At 64.5% G+C, this 14777-nt stretch carries 11 protein-coding genes; 3 read left to right on the top strand and 8 right to left on the bottom strand.

What is annotated here, in order from left to right; all coding sequences use genetic code 11:
* Positions 1–383 precede the first annotated feature (383 nt).
* Together Q4S41_RS05730 and Q4S41_RS05725 are read left to right on the top strand one after the other, a co-directional pair.
* The gene (locus tag Q4S41_RS05730; RefSeq protein WP_305030144.1) at positions 384–4889 is read left to right on the top strand and encodes a T9SS type A sorting domain-containing protein; all 4506 of its coding nucleotides are present in this window, start codon (positions 384–386) and stop codon (positions 4887–4889) included.
* Positions 4890–5079: 190 nt separating this feature from the next.
* Complete coding sequence (locus Q4S41_RS05725) at positions 5080–6207, top strand: TlpA disulfide reductase family protein (protein ID WP_305030143.1); 1128 nt, start codon at positions 5080–5082, stop codon at positions 6205–6207.
* 8 nt (positions 6208–6215) lie between these two features.
* Here Q4S41_RS05725 and sdaAA read toward each other — a convergent pair whose 3' ends face one another.
* From sdaAA to Q4S41_RS05710, 3 genes are all read right to left on the bottom strand, one after another.
* On the bottom strand, positions 6216–7124 hold the full coding sequence (gene sdaAA, locus Q4S41_RS05720; protein ID WP_305030142.1) for an L-serine ammonia-lyase, iron-sulfur-dependent, subunit alpha: 909 nt from the start codon (positions 7122–7124) through the stop codon (positions 6216–6218).
* A gap of 187 nt (positions 7125–7311) precedes the next feature.
* The gene (msrB, locus tag Q4S41_RS05715; protein ID WP_305030141.1) at positions 7312–7776 is read right to left on the bottom strand and encodes a peptide-methionine (R)-S-oxide reductase MsrB; all 465 of its coding nucleotides are present in this window, start codon (positions 7774–7776) and stop codon (positions 7312–7314) included.
* A gap of 91 nt (positions 7777–7867) precedes the next feature.
* A complete protein-coding gene (locus Q4S41_RS05710; RefSeq protein WP_305030140.1) occupies positions 7868–8407 on the bottom strand; it encodes an RBBP9/YdeN family alpha/beta hydrolase in 540 nt (179 codons plus the stop codon).
* Between the two features lie 57 nt (positions 8408–8464).
* Here Q4S41_RS05710 and Q4S41_RS05705 point away from each other — a divergent pair, with 57 nt between their 5' ends.
* On the top strand, positions 8465–10000 hold the full coding sequence (locus Q4S41_RS05705) for an NAD(P)H-hydrate dehydratase (RefSeq protein ID WP_305030139.1): 1536 nt from the start codon (positions 8465–8467) through the stop codon (positions 9998–10000).
* A gap of 8 nt (positions 10001–10008) precedes the next feature.
* Here the strand turns inward: Q4S41_RS05705 and Q4S41_RS05700 are convergent, their stop codons facing one another.
* The 5 genes from Q4S41_RS05700 to pafA all read right to left on the bottom strand — a co-directional run bounded on the left by Q4S41_RS05700 (position 10009) and on the right by pafA (position 14748).
* The gene (locus Q4S41_RS05700) at positions 10009–10641 is read right to left on the bottom strand and encodes a CatB-related O-acetyltransferase (RefSeq protein WP_305030138.1); all 633 of its coding nucleotides are present in this window, start codon (positions 10639–10641) and stop codon (positions 10009–10011) included.
* Between the two features lie 39 nt (positions 10642–10680).
* On the bottom strand, positions 10681–11565 hold the full coding sequence (locus Q4S41_RS05695; protein WP_305030137.1) for a hypothetical protein: 885 nt from the start codon (positions 11563–11565) through the stop codon (positions 10681–10683).
* Positions 11566–11645: 80 nt separating this feature from the next.
* A complete protein-coding gene (locus Q4S41_RS05690; RefSeq protein ID WP_305030136.1) occupies positions 11646–12329 on the bottom strand; it encodes a DUF6766 family protein in 684 nt (227 codons plus the stop codon).
* Positions 12330–12377: 48 nt separating this feature from the next.
* The gene (locus tag Q4S41_RS05685; RefSeq protein ID WP_305030135.1) at positions 12378–12929 is read right to left on the bottom strand and encodes an inorganic diphosphatase; all 552 of its coding nucleotides are present in this window, start codon (positions 12927–12929) and stop codon (positions 12378–12380) included.
* Between the two features lie 112 nt (positions 12930–13041).
* Entirely contained in the window at positions 13042–14748 is a 1707-nt protein-coding gene (gene pafA, locus Q4S41_RS05680; protein WP_305030134.1) for an alkaline phosphatase PafA, read from the bottom strand.
* Between the last annotated feature and the right edge of the window lie 29 nt (positions 14749–14777).

Here is a 14777-nt window from a genome sequence, read left to right as displayed (position 1 = left end):
TGCTTCGGCGGCGCTCAGCGGCCCGACGGTTGTTTTTAGTCAATTACTTATGCACTAACACTTGCCAACATTGGCCTTACAGAATCAAGCTCATCATCACAAGCAATCAAATTTCTCATTTATAGAAAATTGCGCGCATTGAAGCCGTCTATTGTTCGGCATTTGCCCGCATGGCTACCCAATAGCCAAACCCCTGGGTTAAGCCATTGGGTAGCCATGCGGCCGCTGCCCGGCCAAAGCAGGCATGCCAGAAACCATGGTTGCCGCGAGTCATCTTAGCAGCGTATGAGAATAATACCTAATTTACATCGCATTCGGGCCGTCAAGGCCCTGCTTCATCCTGCCGTCTACCACCTTTTTCCCTCACCATATTTCACACATTTATGCACATACCCCTACATTCTCCCGGCTCCGGCCGGGCTGGCACCCGGCGGCACTGGGCCCGGGCATTATTTGCCCTGGCCTTACCCTTGCTGGGCACTCTAAGCGCCCAGGCCCAGAGCGTGGCCAACTACACCTTCGCGGCCAGCGCGGGCACGTTCACCGCATTGAGCGGGGGCACTGTGGCCACGGCCTCGTCGACCGATGACGGAACGACGGCCGTGCTGCCGATTGGGTTCAACTTCGTTTACAACGGCTCGGTTTATACTACCTTTTCGGCCAGCACCAATGGCTTTTTGGGCCTGGGCGGTCAGGTGAGCTCCAACGCCACCAACAACCTGAGCACGGGCACGGGCGTGCGGCCCTTCATCGCTCCGCTCTGGGACGACTTGCAGCTGACCACCACCTCCGACATCACGTATGCCACCACGGGCACGGCTGGCAGCCGGGTGCTGACGGTGGAGTGGATTAATGAGAAGTGGAACTACCAGGCCACGGCCGCCGTGGTTTCGTTTCAGGCCAAGCTCTACGAAGCCGACGGCCACATTGAGTTTGTGTACCGGCCCGAAACGACGGCCTACAACCCCGGTACCACCTCTGGGGCTTCGGTGGGCATTTCGGGAGTGGCGACGGGTGCAGGCAACTTTTTGTCGTTGAATGACCTGACGGCGGCAGCCACGGCCAGCTCCACCACCGAAACCACTACCATCACCACCAAGCCGACAACCGGCCAGACGTATACCTTCACGCCGGCCGGCGGGGCAGTACTGGCGCCTTCGGGCCTCACGTTCAGTGCCATCGGTACCACGGGCAGTACGGTTACGTTCACCGATAACTCAACCAACGAGTACAGCTTTGCCGTGACGCTGACGCCCACGGCCGGCGGTGCTTCCACCACCGCCATTGTGCCCTCGACGACGACGACGGGCACGGGCACTACCTACACCTATACCTTTACCGGCCTGGCCGCCAACACCGGCTACACCGTGCAGGTAGTGGCACTGGGCCAGGGCCAGGGCAGCACCGCCGGCTCGGGCACCTTCACTACGCTGGCCGGCGCCACGCTCAGCGGCACCTACTACGTGGGCACCGGCACTTCGCCCCAGCCCACGCGCACCTACGCCACCCTAACGGCCGCCGCCGCTGCCTACACCACGGGTACGCTGGCGGGCGCGGTGACCTTTCTGCTCCTGGACAACGCCTACGGCCCGGCCGAAACGTTCCCCATCACGTTCGGCGTCAACTCCTCGGCTTCGGCCACCAACACGCTCACCATCAGCCCCAATACGGGCGTGAATGCCACCATAACCGCCCCGGCTACGGTGACAGCCCCTTCGACGGGTGGCGGCGTGCTGTTGCTCAACGGCGCCGACTACATTACCATCAACGGTTCGAACACTTCCGCTGGCACTACCCGCAACCTGACGCTGACAACCAGCAGCACAGCCGGAGTGGCGGCCATTCAACTGGCCAGCCTCGGCGCCGGCGCCGGCGCAACGAACAACGTCATTCGCAACCTGAACATCACCGGCCCGTCATCCAGCGCCGGGGTGGGCATTGTAGTGGGCGGCACCACCCTCGGCTCGACCGGGGCCGACAACGACAACCTAACGATTCAGAACAACAGCATCGCCTCGTCCTTCTCCGGCATTTTCGTATTGGGTACGGCCGCCGTATCGGCGGGTGGCACCGATGGGGTCGTGATTACGGGCAACACGCTGGGCAGTACCACCAGCGGCGCGTCCAGCCTGGGCAACGTCGGCATGTTGGTAAACAACGCCGTGAGCCCCAGCATAACGCTGAACACGGTTCAAAATATCAGCGGCACGGGTTCCCCCATTGCCCTCAGCCTGACGGGCGCCACTGGCGCACTCATCAGCCAGAACACGGTGCTGAATGTGAGCTCCACGGGTGGTAATGCCACGGGCATTGCACTTGGCGCGGGCTCGACGGGCGCTACCATCACGCGCAACGTGCTGACGGGCCTGAGCGCCAGCAGCGCCAGCGGCTATGGCGGCAAAGGCGTTGACGTACAAACCGGCTCGGCTACCAGCAACGTTCTTGTTGCCAACAACTTTATTCAGATTACCGCGGCTTCGGGCTGGACTGCGCTTACCAGCGATGCGAACGTTGGCATTCGCCTGGGCACGGGCGGCACCCTGGGCGGTGTGAACGTGTACTACAACTCGGTAAACCTGACCGGTACCTACACCCGCGCGGGAGCCGACCTGTCGGCGGCCCTCTACGTGGGGTCGGCATCGACGGCGCTGGACATCCGGAACAACATCTTCAGCAACGGCATCGTGAACAGCACCACGGCCACGTCCAAAAGCTACGCCTTCTATTCGGCCGCGGCCAATACGGCGTTCACGCAGCTCAACTACAACGACTACTTTGTAACGGGCACCCAGGGCGTGCTGGGCTACCTCGGCGCTGATGCCGCCACGTTGGCGGCCCTGCAAACGGCCACGGGCAAAGACGCCAACTCGATAAGCGTTGACCCGCTGTTCGCATCAGTCACCGACCTGCACGTGAACTCGGCGGCGCTGAACAACGTGGGCACGGCCATTGCCAGCGTAACGGTGGACATTGACGGCGACCCCCGCTCGGCTACTACGCCGGACATCGGGGCCGACGAATTTGCGCCCGTTGGGACGGATATTGCCGCCGCGGGCCTGGTAGCTCCGGCCACGGCCGCCACCGGTGGCGCCTGCTTTGGCTCGGCCGAAGCCGTGACGGTGAGCATCCGCAACGCCGGCGCTTCGGCGCTCAACTTTGCCACCACGCCCGCTACCATCACGGTGGTGGTGACGGGCCCCACCGGCGTAGCAACCCAGACGCTCAACTACACCCTGAGCACCGGTACGCTGGCCTCGGGCGCCACGCTGAGCGTACCGCTCACCGGCACGGGCACCACGGTGAACCTGGCCACGCTGGGCACCTACTCGTTCGCCATCACGGCGAGCGTGACCGGCGACGGCAACACCGCCAACAACACCCTGACGCCCAGCCCCACCATTACGGTGGCGGCACCGGTGGCGGGCACGCTCTCGTCGTCGGTGGCTTCGCTGTGCAACTCGGGCACCGCGGTCCTTAGCCTAGCCGGCGCCCTCAACGGCGCTATCCAGCTGCAGAGCAGCACCAGCGCCACGGGCACGTTTACCAACATTACGGGGGCTAACTCGGCCAGCTACACCACGCCGGTCATCAACAGCACCACCTACTACCGCGCCCAAGTAACCTGCGGCACCACGGTAGTGACGTCGAACGTGGTGACCGTGACCGTGAACAACCCGCAGCTGACCGGCACCCCGGCGCCGGTATCCGTTTGCGCGGGCAGCACGGCCACCCTCACGGCCAGTGCCCCGGCCGGCACCACGGTGCAGTTCTACACTGCGGCCACGGGTGGCACGGCCCTCACCGGTGCCACCACGGCCGGCACCACCACCACGCTGACGACCACGCCCCTTGTTGCCTCGACCACCTACTACGTAGAAGCTTCCACCGGCTCGTCGGAGATTGGCGGCCGCCCCGCGCCCACCGTAACCGCGGGCTTCCTCGGCATCGATACCGGGCTGGTGTTCAGCACCACCACGGGCCTCACCATTCAGTCGGCCGTGATTTACCCCGTGGGCACGGGCACCCTCACCTTCGCGCTGCGCAACAGCGCGGGCACTGAAATTGCCGCCACGTCGGCCATCAGCGTCACGGGCTCGGGTGCCACCACGCCTGTTACTGTGCAGCTGAACCTGGCCGTGCCCAGCGCTGGCACCGGCTACCAGCTGGTGGTGAAAGCCTACACTGGCCTCACCGACCTGCTGCGCGAAAACCCGCTGCCCACCGGGGTGGTCTTCCCCTTCACCTCGCCCAGCGGCAACTTCAGCATCACGGGTGGCTTGAACGGGACGCCGAACTCGGCTTATTACTACTTCTACAACATTACGCTGAGCACTGCCTGTGTAGCCGCCACCCGCACGCCCATCGCCGTGACGGTGACTCAGCTGCCGGCTACGCCCACCGTGACGGTGAGCTACCCCACCAGCAGCACGGCCCTGTTCACGAGCAGCGCGGCGCCCGCCGGCACCACCTACCAGTGGTACCAGGGCAGCACGGCCATCCCCGGCGCTACCAACCAGACCTACACCGCTACGGGCACCACCACGCCCACCGGTTATTCGGTGCGCTTCATCACCACCACGGGCGGCTGCCAGTCGGCCGCTTCCACGCCGGTGACCATCACGGGCACGACGAAGGCGCTGGCGGGCTCGGCACTGACCTTGTTCCCGAACCCCACGGCCGACGGCATGCTGACCCTGCAGTTCAAAGGCTACTCCAAAGCCGTGCAGTTGAGCGTGTTTGATGCCCTCGGCCGCGAGGTACTCACCCAAAACGTGGCCGCCGGCCAGGCTCAGACGCAGCTCAACCTCTCGGCCGCGGCTACCGGCGTGTACACGCTGCGCGTGACCACCGAAGGCGGCACCGACGTGCGCCGCATCGTGCGCGAATAGCGCGGGTTGCAGTCCATTGAAAAGCCCCGCTGGCATTGTCGGCGGGGCTTTTTTGTTTTTGGTAGTTACTTGATTGACGCACCGGGCCAATAATTAGAACGGGCAACGCGTTGCCTGTGAAGCGCCAATGGCCAAAGCCAGTCGGTTGATTTACCTTTCGTTGCGGTCATCTTTTCCCAAACCCACCTTTATGATGAAGTTATTACTTGCTGCCCTGCTACTGGCCCCGGGCCTGGCCCCTGCTCAAACGCCTTCGTCGCCCTTCGTCGTGAAGGGCCGCGTGGGCCAGCTCAACGCGCCGGCCCGGGTATACCTGTTGCGGGGCTCCGAGATACTGGATTCGGCCACGCTTAAAAACGGCGCTTTTGAGCTGAAAGGCCATACCGAAATGCCCGAACGGGGGCAGTTGGTATTGGTGCGCAACGGCCGCCAGCCCAACCCGCAACGGCTGCCGGGCAACAGCCTGAAACTGTTTCTGGAGCCCGGCCCGGTGGTGGTAACCGGCTCCGATTCGCTCCCGCTGGCCAAGTTCACGGGCGGGCCGCTCACCCGCGACTACCTGCGCCTGGATGCCGCGCTGCAGCCGGCCTTCGCTCGAATTAAAGCCAACGGGGTTGAATACCAGCGCGCCACCGAGGCGCAACGCAAGGAGCCGGCTTTTGCGGAGCGTATACATCAGGAGTACAAAGCAACCGAAAAGGCGATGTACCAGCAGCAGGCCGCCTTTGTGAAAGCCAACCCGGCCTCCTGGGTAAGCCTGGACGCGCTGCAGACGATGCAGTTTATGCAGGAACCCCAGTATGTCAACGAAGGGCCGCTGTACGAAGCCCTGAGCCCCGAGCTGAAGGCCAGCCGGCCGGGCCGCTTCTACGGCGAAATGATACAGGGACTTAAAAACGTGCAGATTGGCGCGGTGGCTCCGGCCTTCATTCAGCCCACGCCGGAGGGCAAAAAGGTGGCGCTGGCCGACTACCGGGGCCGCTACGTGCTGGTCGATTTCTGGGCCAGCTGGTGCAAGCCCTGCCGCGCCGAAAACCCTGCCATGCTCAAAACCTACAACGCCTTCAAAGGCCGCAACTTCGAGGTGCTGAGCGTGTCGATTGACGACAACCGCGATAAGTGGGTGAAAGCCATTGCCGACGACCACCTGCCCTGGACGCAGGTAGCGGACCTGCATGGCCCTGGCGGCGAGGTACCCAAGCTTTACGGGATTCGCAGCGTGCCGCAGAACTTCCTGCTCGACCCGCAGGGTAAAATTCTGGCCGTGAACCTGCACGGCGCCGAGCTGGAAGCCGCGCTGGCGCGCTTCGTAAAATAGCCGGCTGGCTATAGTTCCTCGGCGTGGTCGGGCAGGATGTTGACGTCCTGCACCAGCACCATTTTCTCGATTTCCTTGCCGCGCTTGGTGGCGGCCAGGCCGCCGAGGGCGGTTTCCTTGTAGCGGGTTTCCATGGCCTGGCCCACTTCGCCGAGGGCCGCCACACACTGGTCGACGGGAATCACCGGGTCGATGCCGGCGATGGCAATCTGGGCCGACGAAAAGGCAATGGCCGCCGCCGAGGCGTTGCGCACCACGCAGGGCACTTCCACGAGGCCGGCTACGGGGTCGCACACCAGCCCGAGCATGCACTGAATGGTGACGGCTACGGCGGCAAAAACCTGCTCCACCGGCCCGCCCAGGCAGTACACAATGGCCCCGCTGCCCATGGCGGCGGCCGAGCCGGTTTCGGCCTGGCAGCCGCCCACGGCCCCGGCCAGCGAGGCGTTTTGCTCAATGATGAGGGCAATGCCGGCCGCCACGAGCAGACCCTCCAAAATCTGGCGGTCGCTCAGCTTGTGCAAATCCTGGATGGTGACGAGCACGCCGGGCAAAATGCCCGAAGCACCGGCCGTGGGCGCAGCCACCACGCGGCCCATGCAGGAGTTCACTTCTTTAGCCCCCAACGCCCGGGTAATGAGCTGCTTGAACTCCGGCGACAGCACGGTAACGGGCGAGGCGGCAATTTTCTTGGCGCCGTTGTTTATCATGCCCGAGCGCGAGGTCATGTTGCCGGTCAGGCCCTCGTGCACGGCGTCGCGCATCACATCGTAGGCCCGCTGCAGGCCCGCCCAGATTTCGTCTTCGGTGCGGCCCTTCTGCTCAATTTCGTAGGCCAGCACGGGTTGGTAAAGCGGCTCGCCAGTTTCGGCGCAGTGGGCGCCCCAGGAGGCAAAATCATTAAATAGCAAAGACATGGCGGGTGGGATTGAGGTGGTGGATAGCGCTAGCGAAGCGTAAAAGTAGAACGGTCCCCAGTAGAACGTCATGCCGAGCGCAGCCGAAGCATCTCTACCGCGCGAGTAATTCGTTTACTATTGCGGGAGAGATGCTTCGGCTGCGCTCAGCATGACGTTCTGGGCTCTGCGCTTACGCAGATGCGACCTAAGCAGCGGGCTGTTTCTCCGCTTCCGTCACCAGCTTGATGCTGGCCGAGTTGATGCACAGGCGCAAACCGCTGGGCGCCGGGCCATCGGGGAAAACGTGGCCCTGGTGGGCGTCGCACACGTTGCAGAGCACTTCCACGCGGGTCATGCCGTAGCTGGTGTCCTTCTTGTAGCGGATGGCGCTTTCATCGACGGGCTGCGTGAAGCTGGGCCAGCCGGTGCCCGATTCGAACTTCGTGCGCGAGTCGTAGAGCGGGGTGCCGCAGCACACGCAGGCGTAAAGGCCGGCTTCGTGGGCCTCGCAGTATTCGCCGGTGAAGGCGCGCTCGGTGCCGTGCTCACGGGTGACGTGGTACTGCTCGGGCGTGAGTTGGGCGCGCCACTCGGCGGGCGTTTTCTCCACGCGGCGGGGCGAGGGAATGGGATGGTTGGCGAGGCGGATGACGTCGTTCCAGGTTTGCATATCGGCGGATTTGAGGTAGGAATAAGGTAAACGCGGCCGGCCCCGGGAGGTTTTCGGCCGCCCCGGGTAGACGCACCGCCGTGCCTTTTCCTTACAGCCACTCGCGCAGCAACTCCAGCCCGGCCGGCCACGCGCCATAGCCGCTGGCCGTGTTGATGTGGCCGGCCGCGCCGAGGTCCACCAGCTCGCTGCCCCAGGCCTCGGCAAACTGCCGGGCGCGGGCGGGCGTCATCCATTCGTCGTTCTGGCTGAACACCACCTTGCTCGGGAACGGCAGCCGGGCCATCGGCATGGGGCCGAAGCCGGTGGTGGGAAAGGCGGCGTAGTGGGCCGTGTCCACGTCGCTGGGTGCCACCAGCAGCGCCCCCTTGATGCGGTGGCCGTATTGCCCGGCCCAGTGCGCGATGGTGACGCAGCCCAGGCTGTGGCCCACCAGCACCACCTGGCTCAGGTCTTCACCGTCGAGGGCGTCTTCGAGGCGGGCCACCCACTCGGCCCGGTCGGGCACGTCCCACTCGCGCTGCTCAATTCGCGTAAAGGCCGGATGTTGGCGTTCGAAGTAGGTTTGCCAATGGTCGGGGCCGGAGCTGCCCAGGCCGGGCACGATGAAGACGCTCGTGGTTTCCTGCATGTTAAAAATCGGGTTTGCCGAAGGTTTTTCGGCAAGCTAAAGCGTACCGCACTCATTATGAAAATTCTCTCCGCCGCCCAAACCCGCCAACTCGACCAGGCCACTATGCAGGAGCAACATCTGCTTTCAACGGAGTTGATGGAGCGTGCCGCCACAGTTTTTGTACAGTGGTTCACTGGTCACTTCACGCCCGCCAAAACCGATGAAATCCTAATCCTTTGCGGCCCCGGCAACAACGGCGGCGATGGCCTGGCAGTGGCCAGGCTGCTACTGCAGGCGCGCTATGCCGTGCGTGTGGCCCTGCTGCCGGCCGACAAGCAGTCGGCCGACTGGCAGCACAACCGCCAGCGGCTGCCCCACGCCGTGCCCGTGACTGAAATCGAAGCAGTCCAGCTACCGGAAATCCCCGCCGATACGCTGGTAATTGACGCCCTGTTCGGCACCGGACTGAGCCGGCCGCTTACCGGTCTGGCCGCCAAAATTGTGCAACACCTCAACGCGTCCCAAGCCCGCGTCGTGGCCATCGACCTGCCCAGCGGCCTCTTCGCCGATGCACCCCAGCCGGCCGACAGCTCCGTGGTGCGGGCGCACTACACCGTCAGCTTCGGCCTGCCCAAGCTGGCTTTCCTGCTGCCGCAAAACGCCGAATACGTGGGCGAATGGCACGTCGAGGATATTGGTTTGAGCGCGAGCTTCATTGCCGAAGCGGCCACGCCCTGGCACTACACCGATGCCGCCGCCGTGGCCGGCGCGCTCCCTCCGCGCCCCAAGTTCAGTCATAAGGGCACCTTTGGGCACGCGCTGTTGCTGGCCGGCAGCCGGGGCAAGATGGGTGCGGCGGTGCTCTCGGCGGGGGCCTGCCTGCGCGGCGGCGTGGGGCTGCTCACGGCCCACATCCCCGGCTGTGGCTACAACATCTTCCAAATCAGCCAGCCCGAAGCTATGTGCCTGACGGATAAGCAGGCCGATTTCATCAGTGAATTGCCGGACCTAAAACCCTACCAGGCCGTGGGCATTGGCCCCGGCCTGGGGCAGGAAGCGGCCAGCCTCGCCGTGCTGCGCAAGCTGCTGAAAGCCGCGGCCCGGCCATTAGATAAAACCGGCCAGCCGCTCCCGCTCGTCATCGATGCCGACGCGCTGAACCTGCTGGGCAGCCACCGCGCGCTGCTCAAGCTGCTGCCCGAAAATACCGTTCTTACCCCCCACCCCAAAGAGTTCGAGCGCCTCACCGAGCCGGCCCGCGACGACTACCACCGCTTGGAGCTGCTGCGCGACTTCGCCCAAGAGCACCAGTGCCTGGTGGTGCTGAAGGGCGCCTACACCTGCCTGGCCACGCCCACCGGCGAGCTGCACTTCAACAGCACCGGCAACGCCGGCATGGCCGCCGGCGGCAGCGGCGACGTGCTCACGGGCCTGTTGCTGGCCCTGCGCGCCCATGCGCAGTTGTTGGCCTTCGAAGCGGTGCGGCTGGGCGTGTACGCCCACGGCCGGGCCGGCGACTTAGCCGCCGCCCAAACCGGGCAAGCCGGGCTGGTGGCGGGTGATATCGTGCGGCACATCGGCCCGGCGCTGATGGAAGTTAGCACAAGCTGAAGCGTGTGCTACACCTCGGCCGCCGCCAGAAAAGCGGCTACATTGCCCGTTAGTAGCGGGGCAAAACGGGTAATTTTCTCAATGGGCCAGTCCCACCACGCCAGGGCCAGCAAGCGGGCCACGGTATCGGCATCGAAACGCATGCGGATGATGCGGGCCGGATTGCCACCCACAATGGCGTAAGGCGGCACGTCGCGCGTGACCACGGCGCAGGCCCCGATGATGGTCCCGTGGCCGATGCTCACGCCCGGCATGATGGTGGCCCGATAGCCCATCCAAACATCATTACCCACGGTGGTATCGCCCTTGCTCGGGTAGGCTTTGCCGGCCATGGCCCCGGCCCAATCGCCGCCGAATACGGCGAAGGGATAGGCAGTCACGGCCTCAACCAGGTGATTAGCGCCGTTCATGATGAACTCCACGCCCGAGGCCAGCATGCAGAACTTACCGATGTGCAGGTGGTCGCCGGTGAAATCGAACAGGTAGCGCACCCGCCGCTGGAAGTTGGCAACGTCCTCGAAATCGTCGTAATACGTGTAGTCGCCCACGGTAATCTGCGGGTGGTCGACCACGTTTTTCAGGAAACAAAGCCGCTCGTATCCGGCCAGCGGAAACACAGTAGAAGGGTCGGCAACGGCCATGGAGATGTGCGTCAAAAATGAAACGGTTCGAATATAAGGCTACCGCCCTGCCAGGTACAGCACGGCGGGCACCAGCAGCACGCCATCGGCCAGCAGGGCAAAGAAGTAGTCGCTGCGCCGCTCCTCGGCCAGCAGGATAACGGCCGCCGCCGCCAGCGCCGTGAGGCCCAGCCCCAATGGCGGCACGCCCCGCTCGTAGCCCAGCGTCATGGCCGCGGCGAGGAAGGCGAGTGCGGCGGCTTTGGCCCCGGCCACGCCCAGCACCAGCGGGAAGGTGCGGGTGCCGGCCGCCCGGTCGCGGCTCAGGTCGCGGATGTCGAACACGATGGTGAGGGCCAGCACCAGCAGGAAGCGCTGCGCCAACAGGCCCAGGGCCTCGGCCAGCGGGCGGTGCAGGGCCAGCGCGGGCAGCCCCACCGTTATGGCCGACCACACGCCCGCAATCAGAAAGCCTTTCAGCAACGGCACCTCGCGCACGGCCCGGCGCCGGCCCTGCCAGCGCACCAGCGGCCACGAATACAGCAGCGCCAGCCCCGTGAGAGGCAGCAGCGCCGGCAGGAAATGCCACCAGCCATCGGCCAGAAAAAAGTAGCCGGCCGCCAGCGCCGCCGCACCGGCCAGCACCGCCAGGGTCCGGCGGTGCCGCTGCTGCCAGGCCTTGCGCCCGGAGCCCGCCGCCGGCTGCCGGTGCTTGAAGGGCAGCACGGCATCGAGGTTGTAGACGAGCAGCGTGGCGGCAAACACCAGCGCCACCACCCGGCCGTTCACGCCGCCATCAATGGCCGGCCAGCGCCGAAACGAGGCCGCCGTCTGGACCGCCGCCGCGCCAGCCAGCCACACGCTGCTGAACAGCACGGCATCGAGCGCCTGCCGCGCGAAGCGGCGGGCAGGGACGGGGGCGGCGGAAAAAGCGGGCGAATCCACGGAGCGAAAGTAATGCCGCGCCGGGCAGGGTGGTTGTGCACTGTCGGCCATCCTGCGCGCAGCGAAAGCTGACCTGATGGCTACTTGCCCGTGTCGCCGTGGGCGGCGTCTACGGGCTTGCTTTCGGGCGAGCCGTGCTGGCGCAGGAAGATGCTGAGGCCCACGATGCTCAGGATGCTGAGAAACTCGCTCTGCCAGTTCTGCAGCGATTCGAACCAGAAGCGCGAGGTGGCCATGTACTCGGCCACGCTCACGGCGGGCTTGCCATCGTGCAGCTGCTCAATGCTGTAGACCTCAGCCCCACCGCGGGCGTGCAGGTAGAATGACAGCAGAAAGAGCCCGAAAAACGCAATACTCAGGGAGTTTTTATAGAGCTTCAGCACCCAGCCGCCGCGCCGCACGGGCCAGGGCGCGTCCTTCTTCGATGGGTCGGGCTCGGCGTCTACCTCCTCCTCTTCGTAGAGCTTTTTCGACTCGGAAGAGCCGCGCTGGCGCAGCCACACGGTGAGCAGCACGTAGAGCGCCATTTGCAGGAACTCGCTTTCCCAATTCTCGAACGTGGCTTCGAGAAAGTGGCCGGACTGGAAGTATTGGCCGGCTGATAGTTGGGCCAGGCCCATCTCCTGCAGTTCGTCGTTGTAGTCGTGCCAGCCCGTTAGGAACTGGCCGGCCAGCGTGCCCAGCGTCAGGAGCACGATGACGATGATGAGGCTATTCTCGTATAAAAAACGCCAAAAAGGCGAAGCAGGACGGTTTATGGCCATGCTTCGCCTTTACGGACGCACTTAGAAAAGAAAGGTCAACCGTAGCGGTTAAGCCTTGCGGTCGCCGAAGGTTTCTTCGTAGAGCTTAATGCTGTCGTTGATGATGCGGTAGGCGTCTTCCTTGCCCATGAAGCGCTCCACCACCACGTGCTTGTTGTGTTCCAGGGCCTTGTAGTCTTCGAAGAAGCGCTGCATTTCGAGCAGCGTGTGCGGGGGCAGGTCCGAAATGTCGTTGTAGTGGTTGACGGAGATGTCGTGGGCGGCCACGGCGATGATTTTGTCGTCCTCTTCGTCCTGGTCCACCATCTGCATCACGCCGATGACTTTGGCTTCTACCAGACACATGGGCACGATATCAACCGAGCAGAGCACCAGGATGTCGAGCGGGTCCTTGTCGTCGCAGTAGGTTTGGGGGATGAAGCCGTAGGCGGCCGGGTAGTGCACAGCCGAGAACAGCACGCGGTCGAGTTTCAGCAGGCCGCTTTCTTTATCAAGTTCGTACTTGCCCTTGCTGCCTTTGGGGATTTCGATGATGGATTGCACGATGGTGGGCGTCTCGTCGCCGCGCGACACGTCGTGCCAGGGGTTAAAATGGGTCATAGGAGGGGTAAACAACCGGCTACTTGGCGGTTGGGGTGGTCAAAATTACAAGCGGATAAGGGAGTTTGGTACTAAAAAATGTAGCGTGGACTCTGCGAGTCCGCGCTACGGCCTACCGGCCCAGCACCTCCACCAGCGGCACGCCCGAGCAGCCGCTGGGCTCCTGGATGTGCAGGAACCGCGCAATGGTGGGCGCAATGTCGGTGATGTGCACGGCGGCCGACGACTGCCCGTGCTTCACGCCCCAGCCCCAGAACAGCAGCGGCACGTGCGTGTCGTAGGCGCCGCTGGAGCCGTGGGTGGTGCCCTTCACCACCGGGTAGGCGTAGGCTTCGAGCCAGCCAGGGGCCAGCACCGTGAGCACGTCGCCCGAGCGCGGGGCGTAGAATCCGTTTTCCTGGTACATGCCCAGGCCCTCGCTCCAGTGGGCGCGCTGCAAATCCAGGGCCGTGAGCGACTGCGTGACGCCGGGCAGCTTGAGCAAAGCGGTGGCCACGTCCTGCTGGGCTTTGGCCAGGTCGATTTTCTTTTTTTCGAGCAGCGGGCGGTTGAGGTACACCTGCTGGTTTTCGTAGCTGAGCACCCACTGGCCGGGGCCGTACTGCCGCACCAGGGCGCGCTGCACCGAGTCGCGCATCACGGCCGGGCCCACGCCGCCGCTGGGCAACCGGTGGGCCTGGGCAAAGCCCACGGCGTGGGCCGCGGCGTGGTCGGCGGTGAGGAACACGAGGGCCTGGCCCTTGCCCACTTGCCGGTCCAGCGCCTCAAACAGGCGGGCCAGCTCGCGGTCGAGGCGCAGGTAAGTGTCCTCGGCTTCGATGGAGTTGGGGCCGAACTGGTGGCCTACGTAGTCGGTGCTGCTGTAGCTCACGGCCAGGAAATCGGTGATGCCGCGCTGGCCCATCTGCTCCTGGCGCAGGGTTTCGAGGGCGAAATCAGTGGTGAGCGAGTTGCCGAAGGGCGTGCTGCGGATGAGGTCGAGGTTCTGGGTGGGGGCCTGCGGGCTCTTGGTTTCGCCCGAGTTCTTGAGGGCGGGCTGCACCGAGGCGGGCGCACCGGCCGAGAGCACCGGCAAATCGTGCGGAAACACCGGCTTGGTTTCGCCCTTGAAGGCGCCTTCCCAGGCCACGTCGTCGGCCGAGCTTTCGGTGTAGTCGGCAATGGGCAGCAGCGTGTTCCAGGGCTTGGCCAGGTAGCCGGCGGCGTGGCCGGCGGCGTTGAACTTTGCCACCCACTCCGGCAAAGCCGCCTGATAGAACGTGCTGCTGATGAAGGCGCCGTTGGTCCCATCGTACCAATACGCCGCGGTGGCCGAGTGGCCGGCCGGCAGGATGCTGCCCCGGTCCTTCATGCTCACGCCAATGGTTTTGGCCTGAAAATTCGTGGCCAGCCGCAGCTCGTCGGTGATGGTGGTGGCCAGCAGGTGGCGCGGCGACATCTGACCGGCCGCTTCGGTGCCGCCCACGGCCTGCACGGTCTTGTCTTCGGTCACGTAGGTTTCGCGGCCTTCCTCGCGCACCCACCAGTTGTTGCCGATGATGCCGTGCACGGCCGGCGTGGTGCCCGTGTACACGCTGGCGTGGCCCGGGCCGGTGTAGGTGGGCACGTAGTTGTAGTGGCAGCTTTCGTAGCTGAAGCCTTCGCCCAGCAGGCGCCGGAAGCCGCCGGCCGGGTACTTGTTCCAGTAGCGGTAAATGTAGTCGTAGCGCATCTGGTCGACCACGATGCCCACCACCAGTTTGGGGCGCTTGAGAGGTTTTTCGGGGCTGGCGGCCAGCGTGGGCAACGCCAACAGGGCCAGCAACATGGTCTTCTTCATGAATCAGCAAACGGACAATAGCGCGGCAA

This window comes from Hymenobacter convexus, from assembly GCF_030580955.1.
Taxonomy (GTDB): domain Bacteria; phylum Bacteroidota; class Bacteroidia; order Cytophagales; family Hymenobacteraceae; genus Hymenobacter.
This window is presented reverse-complemented; position numbering and strand designations above follow the sequence as displayed.

Coding starts and splice junctions, on each gene's coding strand:
- Q4S41_RS05730 (WP_305030144.1), top strand. CDS start 384: ATGCACATACCCCTACATTCTCCCGGCTCCGGCCGGGCTGGCACCCGG.
- Q4S41_RS05725 (WP_305030143.1), top strand. CDS start 5,080: ATGATGAAGTTATTACTTGCTGCCCTGCTACTGGCCCCGGGCCTGGCC.
- sdaAA (WP_305030142.1), bottom strand. CDS start 7,124: ATGTCTTTGCTATTTAATGATTTTGCCTCCTGGGGCGCCCACTGCGCC.
- msrB (WP_305030141.1), bottom strand. CDS start 7,776: ATGCAAACCTGGAACGACGTCATCCGCCTCGCCAACCATCCCATTCCC.
- Q4S41_RS05710 (WP_305030140.1), bottom strand. CDS start 8,407: ATGCAGGAAACCACGAGCGTCTTCATCGTGCCCGGCCTGGGCAGCTCC.
- Q4S41_RS05705 (WP_305030139.1), top strand. CDS start 8,465: ATGAAAATTCTCTCCGCCGCCCAAACCCGCCAACTCGACCAGGCCACT.
- Q4S41_RS05700 (WP_305030138.1), bottom strand. CDS start 10,641: ATGGCCGTTGCCGACCCTTCTACTGTGTTTCCGCTGGCCGGATACGAG.
- Q4S41_RS05690 (WP_305030136.1), bottom strand. CDS start 12,329: ATGGCCATAAACCGTCCTGCTTCGCCTTTTTGGCGTTTTTTATACGAG.
- Q4S41_RS05685 (WP_305030135.1), bottom strand. CDS start 12,929: ATGACCCATTTTAACCCCTGGCACGACGTGTCGCGCGGCGACGAGACG.
- pafA (WP_305030134.1), bottom strand. CDS start 14,748: ATGAAGAAGACCATGTTGCTGGCCCTGTTGGCGTTGCCCACGCTGGCC.